Source organism: Paractinoplanes hotanensis (assembly GCF_023717965.1).
GTDB classification, from domain to species: domain Bacteria; phylum Actinomycetota; class Actinomycetes; order Mycobacteriales; family Micromonosporaceae; genus Actinoplanes; species Actinoplanes polyasparticus.
In genome coordinates this window covers 15260-39657 of record NZ_JAMQOL010000036.1, presented here as the reverse complement: position 1 = coordinate 39657, position 24398 = coordinate 15260, and the positions used below count along the sequence as shown (strand labels likewise).

The window sequence follows — 24398 nt, the reverse complement described above, 5'->3', positions numbered from 1 at the left end:
TAGTCGGAGATCGCGAAGGTCTCCGTCTCCAGGGCGAGAATCTCCTCCGCGAGAAGGTCGAGTTCGTTCTGCGCGTTCACGGACGCTCCTTATTGCTGTTCGGGGCCGGACTCTCCGGACGAGGGCCTGGCTTTGCCCTCACAGTCCACCGGGTGACGCTCACCGATCGGTCACAGCGTGCTGGCAGGGCGCCGACCGACGATGACAGTGACCTGTGAGCGCGGTGACGAAGACTTGGCGTATGGCCATCCGGGCGCTGGCGCCGACCGGTGCAGTTCAGGGCGACGTCCTGCGTGAGGCGCTGGGCCTGTATCGGCACCTGCACGCCAACCCCGAGCTGTCCGGAGCGGAGGCACAGACCGCGGAGGCCTTCGCGGCCAGGCTGCGCGGCTCCGGCTTCGACGTCACCACCGGGGTGGGTGGGCACGGTGTGGTGGGCAGGCTCACCAACGGCGCCGGCCCGACCGTGTTGTTACGCGCCGAACTGGACGCGCTACCCGTTGCCGAGGAAACCGGGCTGCCCTATGCCAGCGGCGCTATCGCCCGGACCGACCGTGCCGAGGTCCCGGTGATGCACGCCTGCGGGCACGACCTGCACCTGGCCGCGCTCGCCGGCGCCGCCGCCGTGCTATCCGCCGACCGGAAGCGCTGGCAGGGCACGCTGCTTGCGGTCGGCCAACCCGCCGAGGAGACTCTGCTCGGCGCGGCGGCCATGATGGACGACGGGCTCTACCACCGCTGGGGCCGCCCCGACGTCGCGCTGGCGCAGCACTCCGCGCCACTGCCTGCCGGGATGGTGGCGCACGGCGAGCTGATGACGGCAGGTTCGGTGACCCTGGAAATCACCATCGACGGTCGCGGCGGACACCCGGCGATGCCGCACCTCTGCGTCGACCCCGTGGTCACCGCCGCCTCCATCGTGACCCAGTTGCAGACGATCCGTTCCCAGCGGATCGCCCCGGCCGAACCGGCGGTGCTCACCGTCGGGCATCTCTCGGCTGGTAGCCGCGCCAACGTGATAGCGGACAGCGCGACAATCGGCGTCACGATGCGCGCGTACTCGGCCGCGACGCTGAGCCAGATGCGGGACGCGGTCGAACGGATAGTCCGGGCGGCGTGCACCGCCGCCGGCACACCCGGCGATCCCCGCATCGCCGTGGTCGCACAGGCCGCGATCAACCGGCCCGATCCCGGGGTCACCGCCCAGGTACGCGCGGCGCACACGGACGCGTTCGGCGCTGTCCGGGTCGGCGGATGGCCGCCGTCGCTCGCCGCCGAGGACTTCCCCGTGTTCGCCGCGGACGGCGTGGCCACCGGGTACTGGATGCTGGGCTCGATCAGCCCAGCTCAGTGGCGTGCCGTCCCCGGTGACGTGGCTGCCAAGCTGGCTCATCTCCCGGGCAACCACTCGCCGCGGTTCGCCCCGCACGCCGCACTCGCGCTGCCGACCGGCATCCAGGCGCTGGTGAGCGCCGCACTCTCCTGGATCGGTAAGGGCCCGGACAAGCAACGAACTCCACAGACAACGCGGGAATAGCTCGCGGCCAGACAACATCCGGGTTCCTCGGTCGTTTCCGTCCCGGAATTCCGAAGCTCGCCCGGCCCAACCGGCCGGGCGACCGTCGGCTGCGACCGTCAGCGAGGCGAGCAGGGCCAGGACTCTTCGCATCTGCTGTCGTTTTTGGAGATAACGGTGATATTCAGCCTCGTTCGCTGAAGTACATTGATCGTTGCGGATCGCGGGCCGGGCTGTGACCCAACGAGTCCGCGGACTTTCGTCGGCCAGGATCGCCGGCCACGCGAGGAGGATGATGAGCGGCCGGAACCGGCTGTGGCGGGTCGCAGAATCACCGACGACCAGCGCCAATGTCGAGCGGGTCTTCTCGTACTTCATCGTGGCGGTTCGACTGGGCACGGTCGCGCAGATGATCCCGGCCGTACACATCGGCGTGGCGACATCACCGAACGCCGCCGCCTACCTCGCATGCTGGGTCGCTGCGGCTCTCACGTTGGTCGTGGTCAGCGTGGTGACCCTCGTGCGCCGTCGCCCGCTCGGCGCGGCGGCCTCTGCGGCGGATTTCGTGTTCGCCTACGTGTTGCTCGTCCTCGGGCCGGTGGTGCTGGTGTCGGGGGAACGCTTCGGCACCTGGGTCGCGTACCAGCCCGGTTACGCGTTGGCGATCATCCTGACGGCCGGCGGTGTCCGCAGCTTGGCGCTGTGGGCGGGTGGCCTGGTCGGTGTTGTCGTCTGCTTCGTGGTGTATCTCAGCGGCGGGGCCGGGGAGAACCTGATCTCGACCGCGATCAGCAACGTCCTCATGTACGTGGTGTACGCGATCGTCGCGCGCATGTTCTTCGGATACACCCGCCGCGTCGCCCACGACGCTGACGTCTCGCGTGCCCGCGCCGCGGAACTGGCCCGCCGCGAGGAGGAACGACGTGCTCAGGTGATGATGCACAACGGCGTCGCCCTCATGCGCCTGCTCACCGAGCCGGGAACCGACGCCGCACGCTCGCGGCTCCTCGACCAGGCCGAGGTGGAACTGCGGCGCATGCGTTCCTACCTGCGTGGACAGCCGCCGGATGGGACGCGGTCCGCCGCCTACGCGACGGCCGGCTCCGACCCGCCCGTGAGGCTGGCCGCGATGATCGAGCGGGTGTGCGAGCGGTTCGCAGATCTGTACGTCGACGCACTGCTCGACCTCGGCGCCGAGGTTCGACTTTCCGCCGCACAGGCCGAGGCTGTTGAGCGCGCGCTCGAGAGCCTGCTGCTCAACGTACGCGAGCACGCCCAGGCAGATGCGGTCGTGGTCCACCTCGACCAGGGCTGGGACGGGAGCTGGACTCTGACCCTGCGCGACGATGGTGTCGGGTTCGACCCGGCGTCGGTCTCCGCCGGGGTCGGCCTGCGCGAGATAGTCGTGGGCGAACTGTGCCGGCGTGGTCTGGTCGTCGATATCGAGTCCGCGGCGGGGGAGGGGACGACAGTGACGATCTCGTCCGGCTCCGGGCCGGCAGCCGCTGGTACGGAACAGGACGTCGCGAGGGACGCGGCATGAGGCCCACGGTGGCGGTTGTCGACGACGCGTCGCTCATACGCGAGTCGTTCGGCTTGCTCATGCCCGGTCTCGACGTCGTCGCCGCGGTCGCGACCGTGGAGGAACTGGTGCGCCGTCGCCCCGCGGTGGACGCGGTCCTGCTCGACCTGCACTTGGTGAACCTCGAACGGCAGCCTGACGCCCGGCAGGGCATCGCCGCGATCCGCGCGCTGACCGGCTGCGGCTACCGGGTCTGCATCTACAGCCAGGAGGAGCGCCGATTCGTCCTGGCGGCCTGCATCGCGGCGGGTGCGAGCGGGGTCGTCTCCAAGGCGTTACCGACCGGCCGGGCGGAGAAGCTCCTCCTCGATGTCGCCTCCGGCGGCACCGTCGTGCCGCAACCGGTCGTCGGGATACTCGAGGTCCTGGTCCGGCGCGACTGCATCACCCTCCTCAGCCCGCGCCAACGCCAGATCCTGCACGGCCGGGCCCGCGGACTGAGCTACGCCCAGATCGCCAAGCAACTGTTCGTGAGCGAGTCCACGCTGCGTGGCTACTGGCTCGACCTGACCCGGTCGCTGTCTGACTCCCTGCGTAGCCTGACGCCCAGCGAGATCGAACGGGCCCTGGGACTCGCGCCGGGAGACCTCCTGGAGTTCTGGTCCGGAGAAGCGACTGACGCGACGGACTGGTGGCGCGTCGACACGGGCACGTGAGCTGACCAAAGGGCTCCTGACAGGTGGGGGCATTGGTGCCGCCGCAGCTCTGAATGGCCCGGTGTCCTGCACTGCTTCGAGTTGCAGAACAGCCCCCTGGTGCGGACGAAGCCGGCCCGGAGTCCCAATAGCTGTTTGACCGTCCGTCGAGTGTGCTCTTCTGCCGCTCCGCGGTGGTGTGTGACAGCGGGGTGTATCGGATGCCCGGGCCCATGACGGGCCTCGACCAACGGTAGGAGGCGGCGGCACTCGTGCAGTGCCTCGGGGCCAACCCGCGACAGGCGGTCGGCGAGCGAGGCGTTCTGGAGGGTGAAGCCGTCGAAGGGGAAGCGGACCCAGTACGCGGCGGACCGGCCGTGCTGACCCACCCGCCGCCCTCGCCGAAGCACTCCTGACCGTGCCCGGAGGAGCGCCGTGACCTGCGCGTACACCACCTACGACCACCTCGGAGTAAGCGATCGGTAACCGCCTCCTCATAGCCTGTGACCAGCTCCGACGATCTCCCGGTGGGCGGGGCTGACCCGTCACCCGGAGGTCACCTTGACCGATCATGTCGTCGATGCCGTCCGGTTAGCCGTAGCCGTGACCCTGTTGCTCGCGGGCGGCGCGAAGCTATTCAGTCCTCGGGCTCTGGCCCGTGCCCTGGCCGAGATGTCAGGCCGGCCGGGCCGCACCGGCGTATTCGTGACGGTTGCCCGCACGGTGGCGGTCGTCGAGCTGACCGCCGCGGTGCTCCTGGCCGGAGGCTGGTTCGCACCGGGCGGGGCCGTGCTGGCTGGAGGCGTGGGCGTCGGCATCGCGTCGTTCGCCGGCGCCGGGCTGGTCCTGCGCCGGCGGCCGGCCTGCGGCTGCTTCGGCGCGGACTCGGGCCGGCCGGTCGGACCGGCCAATGTAGCCGCCGGCCTCGCTCTGGCGGCCGGCGCGGTGCTGACCGGGCTGGGCGCGGACGGTGACGCCGGCGCGGCGGACCGGCTGGTCCTGGCCGCTCTGGGCGCCCTCGTCGTCGTCCTCGTGCGGCGCTGGGCCGTGCTGGTCCGCCCCTTCGGGCGCCATTTCCGGATCTTCGCGGAGGCGCCGGTCGCCCCCGCGGTGACCAAGCCGAGCTGAGAAGGAGGCACAGCGCTTGTTCGAAATCATCCTGGCCATCACCGTGGTCGCTCTGACCGTCGCCGTCGTCGGACTGTTCGCCATGATGGGCGAGCTGGCCAGCCGGGTGCCGGATCCGACGCCTTCGGAATCTGACATGTGGCCGCAGGCGCTCGACGAAGCCCGCCTGGGCGCGCAACCGGACAGCTGGCCGGGCGAGCTGAGCGAGCTGAGCGACGCCGCGCACGCTGTGCTCGTCGTCCTGAGCACGAGTTGCACGACCTGCGGGCGGCTGGCCGGCGGCGTGACCGGTGAGTTCGTCGTCCCGGCGGAGACGGCCGCGGTGGTCGTCGCCTGTCCGACCGAGGAGGCCGGTCGCGCCTTCGTCGCCGAGCACCGCGGGCTGCACGGTCTCCGGGTGCTCATCGATCCGGCCGGCGAATGGACCCGTACGGCGTTCGACGTGAGCACCAGCCCGTCCGCGCTCGTCCTGAGCCAGGGCCGGCTGCTGTCGGCGCACACGGTCACCACAGCGGCGGCACTCCGGCGCGTCGGGGAGATGCCGGTCGACGAACAATCCACGATGAACAGGGAGGAACTCCATGCAGGACACTGATCGGGCCCGGCGGTTCGGCCGGCGGAAGCTGCTGAAGGGTGTCGGGGCCGGAGCGCTGGCCACCTCGGCCGTGGTCTTCGGTGCGCCAGGCACGGCCAATGCGGCCAACTACGCCTGTTGCAGCCTGGTATTCGCACCCTCCAGCTACAGCGCATGTGCGGGCGCCTCCAAGAAGTACATCTGGACCTGCCGGTGGACCTCCACCACCGGCTGCTCCTGCTGCGAGAAGGGCACAAGCCCCAACTACACCGCCTCGGCCTACCGATGTGAGCGGGTGTAGGCAGGCCGATGGCGATCTGGATCGTCGTCGCCGGGCTCGGCGGCGTGCTGCAGCTGTTCAGCCCTTGAGGCCGATCGATGGTTGGCGTGTCCAACCCGATGATGCGAGAAGATCGGACTGCGGGCCGGCGGTTCCTCGGCGGCTTCGGCGCCGGGCTCGCGGTGGCCGCCGCGGTCGTCGCCCTTCCGTTGATGCTGGTGGCGGCGGTGTTGCTGCACGTGCCGGCGACGGTGCGCGGGGTGGTGCTGGCCGTCCTGCTCGTGGGGTTCGGCCTGGCCGACCTCCTGGACCGGACCCCGCACATCTGGCGGCAGGTGCCGCAGCGGTTCCTCCGAGAGCTGGGGCCGGGACAACTGGGCTTCGTCTGGGCGGCCGATCTCGGTCTCCTGGTGACCACGCAGAAGACAACGTCGCTGATCTGGATCGGGCTGGCCGGCTTGGTCCTGTCGACGACGCCGATGACCGTGCTGGCCGGGGTGATCACCATCAGCGTCGGCTTCGGCCTGCTGGTCGCGGTCGCGACGGTGGCGAGTTACGGCACGTTGCTCGGTGAGGCGAAGTACAACCGGCGGGTCACGTTCGAGTGGACGGCCCTGATCCGCTGTGCGAGCGGCGTCGCCGCTGTCGGTCTGGCCGTCCTGGAAGTGGTGACGCTGGTGTGACCATCAGGAAACTGACCGAGGAGTCGGCCGAGCCGGGCGGCGCGGTGGTCGTCACCGCTTTCGCCTGCCGCACCCGGCGCGACGTGCTGCTGCTGTGGTGGCTGCACCGGCGGCTGAAGCCGGAGGTGGGGGCCCGCGCGCCCCACTTCATCGACGTACGCCTGTTCGTCGACTGGCGCCGGCGCGTCGTGCGCAGCGTCTCGCTGTGGAGCGATGTCACCGGCCTCTACGACATGGGCCGGGTGGCCGGGCACATCGCGGCCGCACGTGTCCCGGGCCGGCGGGGGATCACGACGAGCTGCGGCGTCTTCACCTATCGGGGTGAGTGGCAGACAGTGCTGTTCACCGGGCAGGACAACGAGGCGGTGTCGCCTCTCGTTCAGGGATGACGATTTCGACCAGGAGGACAAGATGGGCAGAGTTCCCACCGATCGGGGCTTCGTGACAATCACGGAACTCCCCGACGGCAGCAAGAATGTGGAGATTTTCGCGGGACGCACGGGGTCGACACTGACGAGCCTGTTCGCCCGTCACTCGGGGGTGGACGACGTCGCCGTCACACCCGGCACGCCCCTGACCCGCACCGGCTCCGTCCGGACCAGCCAGGAGGTCTGCGAGGTCTACTGGGACGAGGAGGAACAGCGGCTCACCGTGCGCCGGCCGGTGGCCATGCCGGGCCTGATCTCCTAGCGCGGCGACGGTGGTCTCGGGTCCCGCCGCACCGGGGCCCGAGACCACCGCGAAAGCGCTATGGTGATCGCTGTCAATGCGGCTGCGCGAGCTCCTGACGGATGGTGATACGTCTGGCGATCGAGTTTCGTCTGCTCGGCCCGGTTCAGGTGAAGGTCGCCGGTGAGGTGGTCGTCCTCGGCGGCGGGCAGCGGACCACCCTGTTGACCCTCCTGCTGCTGCGTCCCAACCGTGTGGTCGAGGTGGACCGGCTCGCCTCGGTACTGTGGGGCGGACGGCCGCCCAAGACGGCGCGATCGGCGCTGCAGGTCCGCTTCTCACAGCTGCGCAAGCTACTGGGCGAGGCCGGCGACCGCCTGGTCTTCCGGCCGCCCGGCTACCTCGTCCGGGTCGAACCGGACGAGCTGGACGTCCAGCGCTTCGATCGGCTCAGCGACCAGGGCCGTCACCGGCTCGGCGCCGGCGACGCGCTGGGGGCCGCGGACCTGCTTCGCGAGGCGCTCGGGCTGTGGCACGGTGATCCGTTCGCCGACGTCGAGGCACCCGAGCTGGCCGACCACCGCATCCGTCTGGTCCGGCGCCGCCTCGCCGCCAACGCCGACCGTCTCGACGCGGACCTGCGGCTCGGGCGGCACGCCGCGCTGATCGACGAGCTGGCGACGCTGGTGACCGAACACCCGCTCGACGAGCGGCTCCGTGGCCAGCTGATGCTGGCTCTGCACCGCGCCGGGCGCCGCTCCGAGGCGCTGGCGCACTACCGCGACATCCGGCACCGGCTGGTCGACCGGCTCGGCCTGGAACCTGGCGAGGAGCTGCGCCGTCTGGAGAAGGTCATCCTCACCGGGACCACCGCGGCCACGACCGTGGTGGTCCCGGCCCAGCTGCCCGCCGGCCAGCCGCATTTCGTCGGACGGCGGGACGACCTGCGTCGACTGGACGGATTGCTGCGCGACAATACGGTGCCGGTGATTGTCTCCGCCATCGCGGGGAGCGCGGGGATCGGCAAGACCACCCTTGCGTTGTCGTGGGCGCAGCGGGCCGGCGCCCGCTTCCCCGACGGGCAGCTGTACGTCAACCTGCGCGGCTTCGAGCCGGACGTGCCCCCGATGGCGCCCGCCGAGGCGCTCCGGGTGCTGCTGGACGGGTTGGGTGTGCCGCCCGACCGCGTTCCTTACGGGGTCGACGCACGGTCGAGCCTGTACCGCAGCCTGCTCCTGCGCCGGCGGATGCTGATTCTGCTCGACAACGCCCACGACGCCGCTCAGGTGCGCCCGCTTCTGCCCGGCGCCCCCCGCAGCCTGGTCCTGGTCACCAGCCGGGACCAGATGGCCGGGCTGGTCGCCACCGACGGGGCTCGGCTGCTCGCCCTCGACGTCTTCACCGGGGACGAGGCGCGGGAGCTGCTGGCCGGCCGGATCGGCGTGGACCGGGCTGCCGCCGAGCCGGGCGCCCTGGACGAGATCGTCCGGCGGTGCGCGGGACTGCCGCTGGCCTTGGCCATCGTGGCCGCCCGGGCCGCGACCCGCCCCGGTCAGAGCCTGGCCGGGCTGGTCGCCGAACTGCGCGGTGACGAGTTGAACGCGCTGACCGCCGGCGATGTCGCGCTGCGAGCTGCCTTCGCCGCGTCGTACCGGAACCTCAGCGACGGCGCCGGGCGCCTGGTCCGCCTGATCGGCTGTCACCCCGGTCCGGACATCACCGTGGCCGCGGCCGCCAGCCTCACCGCCTGCCACCCGGACGACACCCGGCGGTGGCTGTCCGAGCTGGTCCGGGCCAGCCTCCTCACCGAATCGGCCCCGGATCGGTTCACCATGCACGATCTGCTGCGGATCCATGCCCGGGAGCAGCTGCCCGGTCCCGATGCCGAGGCCGCGCTGGTTCAGCTCACCGATCACTATCTGCAGTCCGCTTGCACGGCCGCGCACACTCTCGTCCCGGACGGTGACCCCTTCGCGCCCGGCGAGCCCAGACCCGGCGTACGCCCGGAAAGGGTGACCACGGCCGAGCAGGCGCTGAACTGGTTCGCCACGGAACAGGCATCGCTGCTCGCGGTTTTCGACGCCGCAGCCACAGCCGGGCTCGACCGTCACGTGGCCGAGATGGCCTGGGCGCTCGCACGCTTCTTCGACCGCACAAGCCGTTACCCCGACTTGGCGGCCACCCAGGAACGAGCGCTGATCGCGGCCGATCGGCTGGGCGACCGGGTCCGGCAGGCCCGGGCTCATCGGCTGATCGGTCTCGCGGCGAGCCGGCAGGCTCAGTACGACCGCGCGCGGGTGCACCTGGACCGGGCGCGCGCTCTCAGCCAGGATCTCGGCGACCACGCGGCGCAGGGCCACACTGGAATGACGCTTGCCCAGCTGCACGCCCGGACCGGGTCGGTCCGGACCGCCCTGGACCACGCGAAGCGGGCGTACGCGGCCTTTCGCGCCGCCGGCCATCGGTACGGCCAGGCCAACAGTCTCAACTCGATCGGCTGGTACCACGCCAAGCTCGGCCACTACCGGGAGGCGCTGGACTGGTGCACGCGGGCGGTCGCCCTGGCCGACGAGCTGGGCGACCGCCGGAGCGCGGCCGGGGGCTGGGACAGCCTGGGCTATGCGCATCACCACCTCGGCGATCACGAACGTGCCGCCTCCTGCTATCGGCGGGCGGTCGGCCTGTACGCGGAGGCGGGCGACCGCTACTTCGAGGCCGACACCCTGGTGAACCTCGGTGACAGCCTGACCGGTCGGGCCGCGGTCGAGGCGTGGGAGCAGGCGCTGCAGATCTTCGAGGCGCTCGACAACCCGGACGCCGACCGGGTCCGGGACCGGCTGCGCCGACCGGCCCAGTAGGACTTGGTGACGTCCGATCACCTGGTCTGCTTCGCCCTGTGGACGGCTTTCCCGTCCGCCTTGGCAGGTCGTGATTTCTGCGACTACTACGAGGCCTTCGTCGACATAGGACTCGCGTCCCGTAGTCGATCGCACGATCGTCCTTGTCGTACGTACTGGACGACCTATTCCAAGGGGGTCAGTGGTCGTACGCGGTAAGGGAGCGTAGGACCGGTGCGTTGGTTGTCGTTGTGCCAGATCGCGGTGGTCGGTGCGATGACGCCGGCGGGCGTGTGCCGGACGTGTCGTTCCAGGTCGAGTTGGCTTTCGTGGTGTCGGTGACCAGGATCTGATCAGTGCGGCGGCTGCACCGCCACGGCCCGCCTCACCGGCCACACCGACCGCATCCACGCCGTCGCCTTCAGTCCCGACGGCAACACCATCGCCAGCGCCGGCTCCGACCAGACGCTCATAGTCCAGGACGTCAACCCGCAACGCGCTATCACTCACATCTGCACCGCGACAGCCCGAAACCTGGCCGGGACGTCAATTGGGCGGGGACAGTGCTGACCGAGTGCCGTTCGCGGCGCGGCCGGCTCCCGGGGTGGCGGAGAGGTGACATGGCGCAAAACCGCCACGGGCACAGGGAAGCAGCTCACATAGCCTTGGCTCAATGTGATGTCGCGGCAGCGGGCGGCCGGTTAACGAGAACGTGACGTACCGGATTTATCGTCAGCCATCGATTGCGACATCGCTGTCGGAAGGCGGGGGCATGACGGATAGTGCGGTCCCATCGTTGGCCATCGGTATCGCTTCCTCGCCGGACGGGCGCCGGAGGCTGGCGCAGTTGCTCGGTGGTAGCGAGGCCTTTCTCATCGTGTCCACACCGGACCAGGCTCGGCAGTTCCTCGATGTGGTGGCGCCGCCCGGCGGGAGCCCGCCCGAGGGCTTACGTGTCGACTCCGACCGGCGGGTGCTGTGCTGGCATGACCAGGAGGTCGCGCTGACGCCGCTCGAGCACGACTTCCTGCGGTGCCTGGTGGCCGCGCCGGGGCGGGTCTGGACGTACGAGAAGCTGCATCTCGAGGTGTGGGGCAACGAGCACGTGGGCCGGGGCTCGGACATCCATTCGACGGTGCGGCGGGTGCGGGCCAAGCTGGCCCGGCTCGGTGCGGCGGCGACGATCCACGCCATCCGCGGCGTCGGCATCCGTTTCACCGCTTGACGAACCGGCCCGCCCGCGGTTGCGCGGACGGGCCGGGCTCATCTCAGGGCGTCAGCAGCGCGTCGGGGCGAGGGCGAAGTTCTCGACCTTCGGCTCGGCCGGGCTGACCTTCGACGTACGGGCCTGGGGCTTCCAGCCGTCCTTGGCGGCGATCAGCGTGAGCGGGTTGTTGCGCTTGTCGAGCCAGTACGCGTACTGGCCCTGGGCGTCCGTGGCGAAGGTGAGCGACGTCGCCCACGAGTCGACCTGGACGGTCGCGCCCGCCAGCGGTGCGCCGGCGCCGCCGCAGGGGACGCCGGTGACCGTGCCCATCAGCTTCGCCCACGTCTTCGGGGGCAGAGCGTTGAGCGTGACGCCGACCGGCGGAACGGTGTACGGGGTGTTCTCCTTGAGACCGACCGAGGCGGAGTACGCGCCCGGCTGGTCCACCGAGGCGGTGAGCCCGACGGTGACCGTCACCTTCTTGCCGGGGGCCAGCGTGGCCTCCGACTTGTCGAGCGTCATCCAGCTGACGTCGCTCGCCGCGCCACATTCCTCCAGACCGGGCAGCGCCTCGCTGCCGGTCGTGGGGTTGAAGCCACCCGACGAGCCGCCCACCTTGTAGAAGCCGCACGCCGCCGCGCCCCGGTACCGGGCCGTGTTGGCGTTGGGCAGAGCGGCCCACGAGCCGGCGACCGGGTCGTACGCGAAACCGGCGTTGGTGACCGCGCCGGCCTGCACACCGCCCACCACGAGGAGCTTGCCGTTCGCCGCGGCGTAGGACGCGGCCCACTGGTCGGCCGGGGCGTCGGCGATCGCGGTCCAGGCGCCGGTGGCCGGGTCGAAGGCGTAGCTCGCCTTCTGCGAGACCTGGCCGTCGTTGCCACCGGTGCAGTACAGGACGCCGTCGATGCCGCCGCACGAGGCGAACGCCACCGACTTCGGGTAGTCGGCAACCGCCTCCCAGGTGTCGCTGCCCGGGTCGTACCGGACCACGTCGTTCGACATCGGCGTGCAGTTGGCGGTCGTGCAGCCGGCGACGGCGTACAGCTTGCCGTCGAGCACCGCCTGGCCCGCGGCCGACCGCGGCACCGGGTTGTCCGCCTTGCGCGTCCAGCTGTCCGCCCCCGGGTCGTACGCCCAGGTGGTGGGGGACGGGCCGGCCGGGCCCCAGCCGCCGGTGACGATGAGCTGGCCGTCGGCCACGCCCACGGTCAGCGCGCTACGGGCCTCGGGCAGGTCGGCGATCGGCGACCAGGCCTGCGCGACCGGATCGTATACGTAGTTCGTCTTGTAGGCCGCGTTGCCGTCGGTGCCGCCGAGGGAGTAGACCTTGCCGTCCAGGTTGACGACCCGGTTGTCCATCACGACCTTCGGGAAGTCGGCGATGTTCGTCCACGGCTCGGCCAGGGGACCGTCCTGGGCCACAGCGTTCGCCTTGAAGGACGTCTTCGAAGCGAACGAAACGGCCGTGTTGACCCGCTGCGCCGGCGCGCCCGGCGATCCGAGGATCTCGCCCAGGGTCGTCCGCGAGCCGTCGGCCTTCAGCATGTCGAAGCTGCCGCTGCGCTCGGAGAGCTTCACCTCGACCGGCTGGGTGCCGGTGTTGGTGACCGTGAACTTCTTGGCCGCGCTGCCGTCGGGCATCCGCACGTCCGCGCTCACCGTGGCCGGGGTGACCGCGAGCTGTCCGGCGCCGAGCTCGAACGCCGCCGAGCTCGTCCAGTCGGCCTCGACGTCGACCGTGTCGGTGTCACCGGCGTAGTTGCTGGCCGTGGCACCGAACGTGCGGGAGCCGGGCTGAGCGAGCAGCCAGAAGAAGCCGTCCGGCAGGGCGGTGTCGTCCGGCGTGGCGACCGTGGTGGCCTTCACTGCGGCGTCACCCTTGTCGGCGACGGTGGCCCCGTTGACGTAGCCGCCGGTGTTGCCGTCCTTGACATGGCCGACGACCAGCCCGCCGTCGGTCGGCACGCACTCGAGCTCGCCGATCAGCACGTTGTCGACCTTCCACCACCAGGCGAACGAGCCCTCGTAGTAGTGGAACCGCACCTGCACCGCGGATTTGCCCGCGGCCTGCGGGATCGCGACCGAGGTGCGCTTGGGGCCCGGCACGTTGGCGGTCTGCTTCAGCACAGTGGACCAGGTGGCGCCGCCGTCGACGCTGAGGTCGACGTCGCCGGTCTCCTCGCCGTACTGCCGGTACTCCTGGTCGAAGCGGATCACCGGCGCGGCCACGCCGGTGAGGTCGACGACGGGGCTGACCAGCGACGTGTCCTGCGTGTGGCCGGAGCCGTAGCGGTCGCTGTCGATGATGGCGAAACCGCCGTCGCCGCCGGTGTTGTTGCCGCGCTGCCCGTCGTCGGTGAACTTCCAGGTCTGGCCTTCGCCGGCGTTGTCGACCACGGTCCAGCCGGTGGGCGCCGAGGCGCCGTCGAACGACTGGAAGTCGCCCTTGGTGGAGTTCTCATAGCCCGGCGCCGTCGTGCAGTCGTCCTGCGAGGCCGGCACCGCCACGTTCTGGGTGACGTTCTTCGTCCCGACGACCACGTCCTTGGTCACCGTCTGATAGCCCGGGTACTGCGACTCGACGGTGATTTTGTACGTGGACCCGGCCGGCACCTTGAAGCTGTAGCGGCCGTTGGACGGGGTCGTGTAGTCGGAGACGCCGCCCGGTCCGGCCACGGAGACCTTGGCGTACAGCGGCCAGCCGTGGCCGGAGCCGTCGGTCACCGCCCCGCCCACGGAGACGGTCGGAACGGCCGCCAGCGCCACGTTCGTCGTGGTGGTCCGATCGGCCGTGACCGTGGCAGCCACCGTCTTGGCCGAATAGCCGTACGCCGTCACGGCGACCTGGTAGTCGCCGGCCGGCAGCCGCGTCGAGTAGGTGCCGTCGGTGCCCGTGGTGAGCTGCCGGTCGGCCGCCCCGGTCAGGGTCAGCGCCGCGTTCGCGACCGCCGCGCCCGTGGCCGCGTCGGTGACCTTGCCGGCCAGGGTGCCGGAGTCGCCGGTGGGCGCCTGCGAGATCAGCTTCAGCGCGTCCAGGCGGCCTTCGCCGAAGACGTTGTTGTCGTCGGTGTCGCCCCCGCACTGGCCGTTCTCGGTGTCGATGGCCGTGTCGTCCAGCAGCGCGCGGGTCGCGGTGACATCGCCGACCAGCGCCGGGGCAGCCGACCACAGCAGGGCAACCGCGCCGGCCAGGTGAGGTGTGGCCATCGAGGTGCCACTGATGCTGTTGTACCCGCTGTTGGGCCAGGTGGAGCGGACGTTGAGACCCGGGGCCGACACGTTCGGCTTGAGCTCGCCGTTCTGGCCCGCACCGCGGCCCGAGAAGTCGGCGATCGTGTTGTCCACGCCGTAGGCCCCGACCGAATAGTTGCTGACCAGGCTGCCCGGCGAACCGCTGGACTGACATCCGGGCCCGCTGTTGCCGTTGGCGAAGGCGCCGAAGATGCCGGACGCCGTCCAGGCCGTCGTGATGTCCTCCATGAACGGCTCGTTCGACGGGTTGATCGTGCCCCAGGAGTTGTTGATGACGTTCGGCCGCTTGCTCGCGTCGGGGTTGGCGCCCGCCGAGTCGGTCGGCTCGAGCATCCACTGGCCCGACTCGATCAGCGCGGCGTCCGAGGGACAGCAGCCGTTGGCGGTGATCCAGCGGACGCCGGGCGCGACCCCGACCTGGTTCGTCCCGTCCGAGCCGGCCATGGTGCCCATCGTGTGGGTGCCGTGGCCGTTGGTGTCGCACGGGGCGCCGGAACACGCGCCGGCGGCGTCGAACCAGTTGTAGTCGTGGGTGAAGGTGCCGTCGCCGTTGTTGCCCCGGTAGGAGCCGACCAGCGCCGGGTGGTTGAACTGGACGCCGCTGTCGATGCTGGCGATCGTGACGCCCTCGCCGGTGATGCCGTACTGCGACCAGACGTCGTCCGCGTTGATGTTGGCGATGCCCCACTCGACCGCGTTGACGGCCTTCTGCTGGGTGCCCTCGACGACCTTCGGCGCCTCGACCTTCGCGGGGGCGTAGAGGCCCTCGACCTCGGGGCGGGCGGCCAGGCTCTGCACCAGCGCCGGCGAGCCCTTGCTGACCTTGATCGCGTTGGTCGCCCAGAACGACTGGTAGCTCGCGCCGCCCTTGTCGAGCTCGGCACGTACGCCGGACTGACTGCTCGCCGCCGCCTTCTTCAGGGCGGTGGCCACCGCCGTACCCCGCTCGTCCCAGTTCTTGATCTTGCCGGCCGCGGTCAGGTCGGCCCGGGCGCCGAACCTGATCCAGAAGTCGCCGCCCCCTCGTTCCGCCATCTGGGCCGCGAGCTCGGGCCGGATCTTGTCCTTGGGGGCCGCGGCCTGGGCGCCAGCGCCAGTCGCGACCACTCCCGCGGCGGCCATGATGACCGCCATCCCCGCACCGAGTACGGCTCGGGCCGCGCTCCGGTGATGTGGACTTCTTGCCATTCTGTCTCCTTCGAGGCGGCTCGGGATCGAGCCGTGGTGGAGAGAGGCAGGGTGAGCCCCTGCCCCGGGCGGCCCGCGGATCACGCCGGTCACCCGAACAGAACGCTAGGATTCACAGATTTCGATGCTCAACCTCCGGGCCGAGCAATACGTGAGCAGTTGATCAGCAGATTGCGTCGCGGCGTGCGTCCTGCTCCCGGTTCTTGTCGTACGGCGCGGCTAAGGTTCCCGCCGATCACCATCGAGGGGGAGGAATCGCCATGGGCGCATCCGGTTGGCACTACTACGTTCCCTACCAGCCCGACCTCGACGAGGCGCTGGCCTCGTTGCGGGACACCGTGTTCGCGAGCGGCGACTACTGGTGGGCGGTGCCCTACGAGTTCGGCAAGTCGGCCGCCGACTTCCCGAACCGGCCGAAGACCGAGGAGGAGCTGTGGTCCGACGAGGCCGTGCAGGAGTCGGGCACCCACTCCATCCTCGACGTCAACGAGATCTCGCGGGCGCCTTCCTTCGGCGCGGTCGTGCCGGTCACCGACGAAGAGGCCCTGGCCCGCGCCGGCACGGTCATGCTCACGCGTGAGCATGTCGAGAAGCTGGAGGAGCTGGCCGCCGAGCGGTGGGTCGGGCGGCTCGCCGTCCTGCACGACGCCGAGGGCAAGCCCGCCGAGCTCTTCTTCTGGGGCTTCAGCGGCGACTGACCGCCCTCCGCTTCGCTGACGACACGGTCAGTTGTTGGCGGGCGAACGGGCGATGGTCGGTCCGGCCGCCATCGCGCATCGTGGTGTGGCGCGAGTGAGGGGAGTGCCCGGTGGAGACGGTCGCTGAGGTTCTGGCAGCCGAACAGAAGTATTTCGACCACGTGTCCGACCACCGTGAACGCATGCGCCGCCACCTGCTCGAGGCGCCGGGTGCCGCGGCCAACGCGGGCGCCGCCGTGCGGCTCCGCAAGGACGCTGAGGCCCGCCTCCAGAGGATCGGGCAGCCCGACGACGCCGTCGCGGTCGGACGCATGGACGACGAGGACGGCGACGTCCTCTACGTCGGACACAACACGATCTTCGACGACGACTCCGAGGTGCTGGTCGTCAACTGGCAGGCGCCGGCCGCCGCCCGTTACTACACGGCCACCCACGCCGACACCGGCGGTCTGGTTCTCAAGCGCACCTTCGAGTGCAACGGGAACAGGATCGAGTCGTACAGCGACGTGGTCTTCCAGCAGTTGGCGGCGGCCGTGGCCGAGCTCGAGGCGCCCGGTGACGCCCTGCTCGACGACCTCAACCGCGACCGCACCGGCCAGATGCAGGACATCGTCCGCACCATCCAGGCCGCCCAGTTCGACCTCATCCGCGCGCCCCTCGACCAGCTGCTCGTCATCCAGGGCGGCCCCGGCACGGGCAAGACCGCCGTCGCGCTGCACCGGGTCTCGTGGCTGCTGTTCAACTACCGCGACGCCCTCTCGGCGGCTGACGTGCTGATCGTCGGCCCCACGCCGACGTTCACCCGCTACACCCGCACAGTGCTGCCCAGCCTGGGCGACATCAGCGTCGTGCAGCGCGACATCGGCCAGTTTCACCCGCCGGTCAAGCGCGGCCGCACGGAAGGGGCCGGGGTCGTCCGCCTCAAGGGCGACGGCCGCCTGGCCGGGTTGCTGCGCCGCGCCCTGTACGACCGGATCGGCGTGCCGGCCGACCAGCCCGCCGTCGAGGCCCAGCTCGACGGGCGTCCGGTCGTCTTCACGGCCGACGAGATCAACCAGATCGTCGCCCGCAGCCGGCAGACGCCCGGCACGTTCACCCAGCAGCGGCAGATCTTCCGCAGCCTCATGGTCAACGTCGGCATGGACCGGGCCCGCGACCGGCGGCTCGGCGTGCGCACGTCGCTCGACCAGCTGATCGAGCGGATCTGGCCGTCGTTCACCGCCCCGGCGTTCCTGCGCGAGCTGTTCGGCTCGCGCGACCGTCTCATCGCCGCCGCAGGCGAGGCGTTCACCGCCCGCGAGGTCGCCCTGCTGCACCGCCGCCCCGGCGAGCGGATCACCGAAGAGATCTGGAGCGAGGCCGACCTGCCGCTGCTCGACTACCTCGAATCACTGCTGCACGGCATCGACGACCGTTACGCCCACATCGTGGTCGACGAGGCGCAGGACCTCTCACCCATGCAGCTGCGGTCGATCGCCGCACGGTCGTCGACGGGCTCGATGACCGTGGTCGGCGACATCGCCCAGTCCACCGGCCTGTGGGCCCGCGACGACTGGGACGACATCCTCGAGCACCTGCCCGCCCAGCTGCCCCAGCGCACGGCCGAGCTGCGCTACGGCTACCGCGTGCCGCGCCAGGTGTTCGAGCTGGCCGAGCGCCTGCTTCCGATCGCCGCCCCCGGCATCACCCCGCCCCAGGTGGTCCGCGACGGCCCCGGCGACCCCGTGTTCCGCCTGGTCGACGACGAGAGCCGGGCCGCCGTGGCGGTCGAGGCGGCGATGGCCCACGCGTCCCACGGCCGCTCGGTCGCCATCATCTGCCCGGCCGTCCACCGCTGGGCGATCGAGTCCGAGCTGGCGGTGCGCGACGTGGCCTGGCGCGCGGCGTCACGCAGCGAGCTCGGCCAGGGCGTCAACCTGGTCAGCCCGCAAGAGGCCAAGGGCCTCGAGTTCGACGCCACCGTGGTGGTCGAGCCGAAAGACATCGTCGCCGAGGACGAACGCGGCCACCGCCTGCTGTACGTGGCCCTGACCCGCACGACCCGCTACCTGCACGTCGTCGGCGTCCTCCCCATGGCGGGCGCCAGCGGGCCACTCTCCCTGAGCGGTCCCGACCAGACCGACCACGTGCCACCGTTCGCCATCGACGAGCCGCTCCCGTCCGGCGCGGGCGCGCCGCTTTCGTTCGCCGGCCGTGAGTCGGCCGGTGCAGGGGAGCCCCTGTCGTTTGCCGACCAGGAATCGTTCGGTGCGGGCGTGCCGCTTTCGTTCAGCGGCCGGGAATCGGCCGGCGACCGGGAGTCGCTCTCGTCCGGCGCGTCGGAGTGGGCCGGCGCAGGCGTGCCTCTCCTCTCCAACGCTCAGGAGCGGGTCTTCCCGCCGGTCGGTGTTGACGAGCCGCTTGCGGCTGGTGGTCGAGAGCAGGTCGGCGACGTCCCGGCAATCGGTGAGCTGTTTTCGCCCGGCGGCCGAGGGCGGGCCGGCGAATTCCCGCCCCTCGGCGTCGGTGAGTCGCTCAGGTCCGGAAACGGGGAAGAGCCCGGCGGGTTCTCGCCGCTCGACAGCCCGGAGCAGGCCGGTGACCCTTCGCGGGTCCGTGCTGACGAGCGGCTCTCATCGAGTGGCCATGAGCGGACAGGCGATGTCCCGCCGATCAACGGCTTCGGACCGCACCGGGCGGCCCGCGACTTCGAGGTGACCCGCAGGATCATCGTGCCCTCGGTCGTCGGCACTGCCTCTGTCCCGTCCCCGCGCGCCGAGACCATGCCATCCGAGGCCGACACGCCGCTGCCCGCTTCGGCCGCCGCGGCCACGATCACGCCGGTGACCTCTGAGCCGGACGCAACGGCCGTTCCCACGCCGTCGCCGAGGGCGGCGTCTGCGTCGAGTGCGACGGACGTACCTGCACGGGTGGCGTCTGCGTCGAGTGCGACGGACGTTCCCGCACGGGCTGCGTCGGCATCGACTGCGGCCAGGCCCACGCACGGCCGGGCGATACCGCCTGCGTCCAGTGAGACCGACGTGCCCGCGCCGGTGACGTCTGCGTCGAGCGGGACGGCTGTTTCTATGCCGGCGGCGGCACCTCAGACAGGTGAACAGCCGGGGGAGACGTTCGTGTCGCCTGCAGTGAGCGCGGCGGAGGTGCCCGCGCGGGTGGCGTCAAGCGGGATGGCCATGTCCACGCAGGTTGCGGCGGTAGCGCTTACGCCGGGTGCGGAAGCCGTGCCTGCGCCGTCAGAGGCCATGAACCCTGCGGTTGTCGATGCGACCGTGCCCACGCGGGCTGCGGCCGTCACACCGGTGCCGCCGGCGGTGGCGCCGCCCGCGCCGGCTCGGATGGGGAGTCTGTCTGCGCAGATTGTCGAACTTGTTGCGGTGGAGCTGGCCAGTCAGGTCCGGGAGAACGTTCAGCCGGCGCAGTGGCGGGCCGTGCTCGACCGGGTCGGCGAACTCCTGTCGGACGAGTAGCCCGGCCGCCCGGATCGCGAGCTTGTGGGGCGGGAGTCGCCTATTACGTCGTCGCTCTGTTAGAGCTGGACACTTATCCGGCGTCGCCCACCCGGCTGGCCTTGCGCCAATCAGGCGGATGTGTGATCACACGTGCCATCCCGGCGACATACGCGCGCAACGTGTCGAGCCCGACGTCCCGCCAGCCCGTCTAAATTGCGGCGCGAGCGGTGTTGACGCATTCGTCGACATCGAGCACCAGTAGCAGCCGATCCTCCGTCTTGTACGAACCGACAATCATCGCTCGGGTCGGCCCGGTCAGTGTGTCCGGTGGCAACTCGAACGCCGCATCGTCCAGATCGGCGACCAGCCCGATCCGGTCCACCAGCAGGCTTACCGGTTCACCGCCGACCAGCACGACCACGTTGACGATCGGACCCGACATCGACCTGCGCGGCCGCCCGAACCGGACCTGCAGGTCCACCGTCCCGATGACCTCACCGCGCAGGTTGAACAGGCCGCCCCACCCGTCCGGGGCGAGCGGCATCGGCGTGTACTTCTCGTTGAGGAGGACTTCCTGCACGATTTCCACGGGGACCCCGAAGAACTCGTTCGCCACGTCGAAGGTCACGAACTGACGGCTGGTCATGTGATCTCCAGGGGTTTGCTGGCCGCCAGGCTTCGCCGGGGCGTACCAACTGCTGTATCGGTTCGCCACCCTTCCACTCAAGGAAATCCTGGATCGGAGATCACTTTCGTCACGTGAAGGCTGTAGTCGGGAGGACACACGTCTGCCTAGGCCGGCGCGTTTCGCCACCTCGTCGGAAAGTGGCGGTAAAGCGTGGCGTTGTCCAGCGGCACCTCGGCGCCGCGCTCGGCGACCAGCTCGCGGGCCGCGGAGAGCAAGCGGCCGGCGTTCCGCGTGGCATCCGCTCGGGCCATGACATCTCCTTCCGGCCGGGAGGCACTTGCTGAACGGGGACACCCCCGGTTGAATGGGCGCGTCCCCACTTCGGTGATACTGGAGGACCCTCGTGGCTCTCGTCGCGAGCGACCGGCAAGCCATCACCGATCTGATCAACATGCACGGCCACCTCATCGACCGGGGCGCGTTCGACCGGATGGACGAACTGTTCACGCCTGACGCCGAGTTCGACCTCAGCGACTTCGGGCTCGGCGTGCGGGCCGGGCCGGCTGGGTGGCGGATGATCCGGCGGGCGATCCGCCTGCGCCGGGTCCCGCTGCACGCCTGAGCACAGGCCTGATTCCATGTCCCGTTGACGATGCGCTCATGGGCGGTGGCCTTGCGCCCGTCCACAGCGATGCATTCCTAGATGATCGGGGTGCGGCGCGGCCTCATGTCGTCGACCACCTTCAGCATCAGTGAGCGGTACCTGCCCTCGATGGCGCCGTCCCGGTGAGCAGCATCGCGAGTGCGACGGCGGAGGCCGCCATGCCACCTCTCATTTTGCTCCACATACCCCGGGGAGTGTGGCCAGGCCGGACGGTGGCAGTCTTCGTCAGCGCTGAGCAAGCGGGGGCGGGTCTTTGTCAGTCCGCGTAGTGCCGCACGGCCAGGGTGCGGGTGACGGTCGCGCTGAGCAGGCGTACACCGAGAGTGGAGCCGGGATCGACGCCGGTGACGTCGCGGACGCGGCGCAGCCGGTAGTCGAGGGTGCGCGGGTGGATGTGCAGGGCAGCGGCGGCGGTCACCCGGTTCATGTCGTGGGCGTAGTAGGCGCGCAGCGTGGTGACGAGGTCGGGGCCGGCGGCGAGGGCACGCGCGTAGGTGCGCAGCCAACCGTCGATGGCCGGGGCCCCGGCGACCGCCATCTCGACGAACAGGTTCGCGATCTCCGGCAGCCGCACGGGTGACGACTCCGGTGGTGCGACTCGGCTCACCTTACGGGCCCAGGCCAGCGCCGGGGCGAGGCCGCCGACAGGGCCCTCGGCGGTGCCGACGCCGCAGGGCCGGCCGATCAGCGCGACCGCGCGGCGTACCCAGGCAAAGGCTTCCCCGGGGCAGACGATGACGACCTCGTCGGGGGCCAGCCAGGTGGCCGGGATCCGGTCGGCGGCGAGCGCGGCGACGACCTCGGCCTGAGTCCGGCCAGCGGTGCGGTCCGGCGTGGTCAGGACCGCGATCCGGTAGCGGGCACCCACACGCAGGTCGGCGACGAACGGTGCGAGCGGTTCGTCGGCGATCAGGGCGCGGGCCAGGATCTCCAGCCGGGTCGGCAGCAAGCGGGCGGCGCCGACCCCTTTGGTGTATCCGCGCAGATAGGCGGTGCGTGCCCGGACGCCCTGGACGCCGAGCCAGCCGACGATGCGCAGCAGATCGGTGACGTGCTCGGGGCGGGCCAGGTCGTGCACCTCGCGGACCATCATGGCGGTGTGCAGGCCGAGCACCTGCTCCTGCGACGGTACGGACAGACCGACCTCGGCGCGGCGGCGGCCGACGTCGGCGATGCGGGCGAGATCGATGTCGGTCAGAGGCTGCCCGGTGGCCGACAGATCCAGGGTCCGGCGGCGGATGAGGACGGCGAAGTCGTAGATGTCGTCGGCGGGCGGCGACGACTGGTATTCGCTGACCTCGTGGGTGTAGGTCTCGACCGCGTGCCGCGCGTGGACCTCGACCCGCTCGCGCAGGGCGTCGAACAGGGCGTTCATCGATGCGCCTCCTCCCGTTTCCTCCACTTCGGAGCGGAGGTGGTGGGTGGATGGGTGGCGATCGACGGTAACAGATGTGGAGCGCCCGACGGGCGCTCCACATCGGAGGAACTTCTCAGACGCCCAGGGTACGCAGGATCGGTAGCTCGTCGAACGCGATCTGGCGAGTCGCACCTCACGCACGTCTACCGCAAGCTGGGCATCCGCTCACGGACCGACCTCACACGGGCACTGGTGGCAGCTGGCCGGGTGGATTGGGGACGGCCGCCGTCGACCCGAACGGTGGGCCACAGTTACGCAGTCGGCGCTGTGCCGGTCGGAACTGATCGTCCGGGGCTCGGCCGATGTGCCGGGCGCCCGGCACAAGCCGGACGCCCCGTCGCCGCCCCTGGGTCAGGTCAGGCCCAGCGCACTCCGCAGGCGATCGCCGACCGCCTGGTAGCCGCGGGCGTTCGGATGGAACGAGTCCTCGGGATCGAGCGCCTCGACGCCGTTGGACCACGGATCGCTGCTGCACACCCGATGGGCGCGGAACGCGTCGAACACGTCCACGAAGAGCACGCGGGGATCACCGGTGGCAGCCACCGCGTTCGCGATCATGTCGCGGGCCTGGGCGGTGCCCTGATAGATGAGCCGCAGTTCGGCGCTGGTGATCTGCGAGTTCGTGGCCGGGCATCTGCTCACCGACGGCTGCGGGTCCGCCGGATCGTCGGGGTTGGGCAGGAACGCCGGGTAACTCAGCACCACCAGGTAGCCGTCCGCACGCATCCGGGATCTGATGTCGCGGTACACGCCGGTCAGCCGGCTCTGCGTCGCCGACAGCTCTGCGGGGGTCACCAGTGGGGCTCCCGAGCAGTCGGAGAGCGCACAGTTGCGCAGTTTCGGTCCGAAACCGAGATCGTTGCCGCCGATCGTGATCGTCGCGAACCTCGTGTACGGCTTCACGTATTCGATCTGCGCAGATTCGGAGACCGGATTCTGTGCCTGGTAGATGTCGTTGATTCGGGCCGCGTGACAAGCTTTCAGGTTGGGCCGGTCGATCGGCAGCCCCTGGAAGCCGTCCCCGGCGATGTCGAAGCTGTAGGTGGCGTTGCTGCGCCGGCACGACGCCGGGTTGGCGCCGCCCAGATACGGGTACGCGCCGGTGCCCGAGGAGTACGAGTCACCGAGCGCGGTGTAGCGGTGGACCGGCGGGTTGAGCCCGGTGTTGAACGGCCCGGTGCCCACCACCACGTGCAGCAGATCGGTGCCGAGGCCGTCGCACAGCAGGTAGCGCAGGCCCGGCAGCGGGTTGCACGCACCCCACCGGACTCCGTACGGCGCCAGCAGGTAAACCTCGAAGACCACCTCGATCTGCCGCCCACCGTCGTAGTAGTCGCCGGGTATGCGCAGGCCGCCGGCCGACGCGCCGGCGTACGACTGGTAGAACTCGAACGGCGTGCCGACGTGCAGCAGGTCGCCGTCCCAGGAGGGGCTGCGGTCGAAGATGCCGGCCACGCCGTAGGCGTAGTCCAGGTAGAAGTTGCAGCCGAGCCGGCCGACGTACTGGGTGGTGGCCGAGTAGTTGTCCGCGTCGGCGTTCACACTTGTCGATTGGCTGATCTGCTCCTCGCAAAAGAACTGGCTGGGTTCGCCGGCCCCGCCGACGCGCCGCAGGCTGGGTCCGGCCGCGCCGGCCCGATCCGGGGCGAGCGCGTTCGCCTTGGTTTTCTCCGAGCCGGGCAGCGTGGTGGCCCGGCTCGGCTTCAACGGCGTCGTGAACGGCGCGGGCCGCACTCCCTTGCCGGGGATCTCGACCGGTCCGGGCCGGGCCGGCCGCGGATCAAAAGCTTCTTGCCGGATACGGGTGTCGCGCGGTTCTGCCGGCGCGGCGAGTGCGGGCGTGGTGCCCGCCAGCACGGCCAGCACCGTGCCCGCGGCCAACCAGAGTCGGTGGGATCTCATGGACGTCACCTCCACATAGGACCTGCTCAGCGTGGCGGCGGATGGACGGGCGAGTCTTCGTCATTCCGCGACGACCGGGCCGTCAC

General features: G+C 70.6%; 20 protein-coding genes and 2 pseudogenes. 16 read left to right on the top strand and 6 right to left on the bottom strand.

From position 1 onward, the window contains the following. From LXN57_RS25320 to LXN57_RS25270, 11 genes are all read left to right on the top strand, one after another. Nucleotides 1–218, top strand: a 218-nt coding sequence (locus tag LXN57_RS25320) for a hypothetical protein (protein ID WP_251800689.1), incomplete at its 5' end; no start/stop codon positions are given. 23 nt (nt 219–241) lie between these two features. Beyond that, nucleotides 242–1537: an amidohydrolase gene (locus LXN57_RS25315; protein WP_251800687.1), complete on the top strand. Its 1296-nt coding sequence runs from the start codon at nt 242–244 to the stop codon at nt 1535–1537. Between the two features lie 274 nt (nt 1538–1811). Beyond that, a complete protein-coding gene (locus LXN57_RS25310) occupies nt 1812–3059 on the top strand; it encodes a sensor histidine kinase (RefSeq protein ID WP_251800686.1) in 1248 nt (415 codons plus the stop codon). Next, a complete protein-coding gene (locus LXN57_RS25305) occupies nt 3056–3754 on the top strand; it encodes a response regulator transcription factor (protein ID WP_251800684.1) in 699 nt (232 codons plus the stop codon). Before LXN57_RS25310 ends, LXN57_RS25305 begins: the two co-directional genes overlap by 4 nt. A gap of 540 nt (nt 3755–4294) precedes the next feature. Further along, nucleotides 4295–4861: a MauE/DoxX family redox-associated membrane protein gene (locus LXN57_RS25300; protein ID WP_251800683.1), complete on the top strand. Its 567-nt coding sequence runs from the start codon at nt 4295–4297 to the stop codon at nt 4859–4861. Between the two features lie 16 nt (nt 4862–4877). Then, nucleotides 4878–5456: a hypothetical protein gene (locus LXN57_RS25295; RefSeq protein ID WP_251800681.1), complete on the top strand. Its 579-nt coding sequence runs from the start codon at nt 4878–4880 to the stop codon at nt 5454–5456. Further along, nucleotides 5443–5736 carry a hypothetical protein gene (locus LXN57_RS25290; RefSeq protein WP_251800679.1) on the top strand — a complete coding sequence of 98 codons (294 nt, stop codon included), beginning with the start codon at nt 5443–5445 and terminating at the stop codon, nt 5734–5736. Before LXN57_RS25295 ends, LXN57_RS25290 begins: the two co-directional genes overlap by 14 nt. Before the next feature lie 98 nt (nt 5737–5834). After that, complete coding sequence (locus LXN57_RS25285) at nt 5835–6398, top strand: hypothetical protein (protein WP_251800678.1); 564 nt, start codon at nt 5835–5837, stop codon at nt 6396–6398. Beyond that, nucleotides 6395–6787: a hypothetical protein gene (locus LXN57_RS25280; protein ID WP_251800677.1), complete on the top strand. Its 393-nt coding sequence runs from the start codon at nt 6395–6397 to the stop codon at nt 6785–6787. The genes LXN57_RS25285 and LXN57_RS25280 overlap by 4 nt, the downstream gene beginning before the upstream one ends. 22 nt (nt 6788–6809) lie before the next feature. After that, nucleotides 6810–7088: a hypothetical protein gene (locus LXN57_RS25275; RefSeq protein ID WP_251800676.1), complete on the top strand. Its 279-nt coding sequence runs from the start codon at nt 6810–6812 to the stop codon at nt 7086–7088. 101 nt (nt 7089–7189) lie between these two features. After that, nucleotides 7190–9925 carry an AfsR/SARP family transcriptional regulator gene (locus LXN57_RS25270; protein WP_251800675.1) on the top strand — a complete coding sequence of 912 codons (2736 nt, stop codon included), beginning with the start codon at nt 7190–7192 and terminating at the stop codon, nt 9923–9925. A gap of 178 nt (nt 9926–10103) precedes the next feature. On the opposite strand, the pseudogene LXN57_RS48610 reads toward LXN57_RS25270, so the two are convergent. Further along, nucleotides 10104–10233: pseudogene (locus LXN57_RS48610) on the bottom strand (IS982 family transposase); the annotation flags it as partial. Nucleotides 10234–10291: 58 nt separating this feature from the next. Here LXN57_RS48610 and LXN57_RS48360 point away from each other — a divergent pair. Next, nucleotides 10292–10474, top strand: a pseudogene (locus LXN57_RS48360) (hypothetical protein); the annotation flags it as partial. Between the two features lie 226 nt (nt 10475–10700). Beyond that, on the top strand, nt 10701–11129 hold the full coding sequence (locus LXN57_RS25265) for a winged helix-turn-helix domain-containing protein (protein WP_251800674.1): 429 nt from the start codon (nt 10701–10703) through the stop codon (nt 11127–11129). A gap of 51 nt (nt 11130–11180) precedes the next feature. On the opposite strand, the gene LXN57_RS25260 is transcribed toward LXN57_RS25265, so the two are convergent. Continuing rightward, the gene (locus tag LXN57_RS25260; protein WP_251800673.1) at nt 11181–15554 is read right to left on the bottom strand and encodes a S8 family serine peptidase; all 4374 of its coding nucleotides are present in this window, start codon (nt 15552–15554) and stop codon (nt 11181–11183) included. A 260-nt stretch (nt 15555–15814) separates the two neighbouring features. On the opposite strand from LXN57_RS25260, the gene LXN57_RS25255 reads away from it, so the two are divergent. Then, nucleotides 15815–16252: a hypothetical protein gene (locus tag LXN57_RS25255; RefSeq protein ID WP_251800672.1), complete on the top strand. Its 438-nt coding sequence runs from the start codon at nt 15815–15817 to the stop codon at nt 16250–16252. Nucleotides 16253–16362: 110 nt separating this feature from the next. Next, nucleotides 16363–19719 carry a UvrD-helicase domain-containing protein gene (locus LXN57_RS25250; protein ID WP_251800671.1) on the top strand — a complete coding sequence of 1119 codons (3357 nt, stop codon included), beginning with the start codon at nt 16363–16365 and terminating at the stop codon, nt 19717–19719. 190 nt (nt 19720–19909) lie between these two features. Here the strand turns inward: LXN57_RS25250 and LXN57_RS25245 are convergent, their stop codons facing one another. Both LXN57_RS25245 and LXN57_RS25240 read right to left on the bottom strand, forming a co-directional pair. After that, nucleotides 19910–20347 (bottom strand): chemotaxis protein CheW, encoded by a 438-nt coding sequence (locus LXN57_RS25245; RefSeq protein ID WP_251800670.1) that lies wholly within the window; start codon nt 20345–20347, stop codon nt 19910–19912. 146 nt (nt 20348–20493) lie between these two features. Beyond that, entirely contained in the window at nt 20494–20640 is a 147-nt protein-coding gene (locus LXN57_RS25240; protein WP_251800669.1) for a hypothetical protein, read from the bottom strand. Nucleotides 20641–20732: 92 nt separating this feature from the next. Between LXN57_RS25240 and LXN57_RS25235 the strand changes: the two genes are divergently transcribed. Then, nucleotides 20733–20951 (top strand): nuclear transport factor 2 family protein, encoded by a 219-nt coding sequence (locus LXN57_RS25235; protein ID WP_251800668.1) that lies wholly within the window; start codon nt 20733–20735, stop codon nt 20949–20951. A gap of 298 nt (nt 20952–21249) precedes the next feature. On the opposite strand, the gene LXN57_RS25230 is transcribed toward LXN57_RS25235, so the two are convergent. Next, a complete protein-coding gene (locus tag LXN57_RS25230; RefSeq protein WP_251800667.1) occupies nt 21250–22368 on the bottom strand; it encodes a PucR family transcriptional regulator in 1119 nt (372 codons plus the stop codon). Nucleotides 22369–22761: 393 nt separating this feature from the next. Then, entirely contained in the window at nt 22762–24312 is a 1551-nt protein-coding gene (locus LXN57_RS25225) for an SGNH/GDSL hydrolase family protein (RefSeq protein ID WP_251800666.1), read from the bottom strand. Nucleotides 24313–24398: the final 86 nt, after the last annotated feature.

What these genes read in the sequence shown, in the direction of transcription:
- LXN57_RS25315 (WP_251800687.1), top strand. Translation starts at nt 242, where the DNA reads ATGGCCATCCGGGCGCTGGCGCCGACCGGTGCAGTTCAGGGCGACGTC.
- LXN57_RS25310 (WP_251800686.1), top strand. Translation starts at nt 1,812, where the DNA reads ATGAGCGGCCGGAACCGGCTGTGGCGGGTCGCAGAATCACCGACGACC.
- LXN57_RS25305 (WP_251800684.1), top strand. Translation starts at nt 3,056, where the DNA reads ATGAGGCCCACGGTGGCGGTTGTCGACGACGCGTCGCTCATACGCGAG.
- LXN57_RS25290 (WP_251800679.1), top strand. Translation starts at nt 5,443, where the DNA reads ATGCAGGACACTGATCGGGCCCGGCGGTTCGGCCGGCGGAAGCTGCTG.
- LXN57_RS25285 (WP_251800678.1), top strand. Translation starts at nt 5,835, where the DNA reads ATGATGCGAGAAGATCGGACTGCGGGCCGGCGGTTCCTCGGCGGCTTC.
- LXN57_RS25275 (WP_251800676.1), top strand. Translation starts at nt 6,810, where the DNA reads ATGGGCAGAGTTCCCACCGATCGGGGCTTCGTGACAATCACGGAACTC.
- LXN57_RS25270 (WP_251800675.1), top strand. Translation starts at nt 7,190, where the DNA reads ATGGTGATACGTCTGGCGATCGAGTTTCGTCTGCTCGGCCCGGTTCAG.
- LXN57_RS25260 (WP_251800673.1), bottom strand. Translation starts at nt 15,554, where the DNA reads ATGGCAAGAAGTCCACATCACCGGAGCGCGGCCCGAGCCGTACTCGGT.
- LXN57_RS25255 (WP_251800672.1), top strand. Translation starts at nt 15,815, where the DNA reads ATGGGCGCATCCGGTTGGCACTACTACGTTCCCTACCAGCCCGACCTC.
- LXN57_RS25245 (WP_251800670.1), bottom strand. Translation starts at nt 20,347, where the DNA reads ATGACCAGCCGTCAGTTCGTGACCTTCGACGTGGCGAACGAGTTCTTC.
- LXN57_RS25240 (WP_251800669.1), bottom strand. Translation starts at nt 20,640, where the DNA reads ATGGCCCGAGCGGATGCCACGCGGAACGCCGGCCGCTTGCTCTCCGCG.
- LXN57_RS25230 (WP_251800667.1), bottom strand. Translation starts at nt 22,368, where the DNA reads ATGAACGCCCTGTTCGACGCCCTGCGCGAGCGGGTCGAGGTCCACGCG.
- LXN57_RS25225 (WP_251800666.1), bottom strand. Translation starts at nt 24,312, where the DNA reads ATGAGATCCCACCGACTCTGGTTGGCCGCGGGCACGGTGCTGGCCGTG.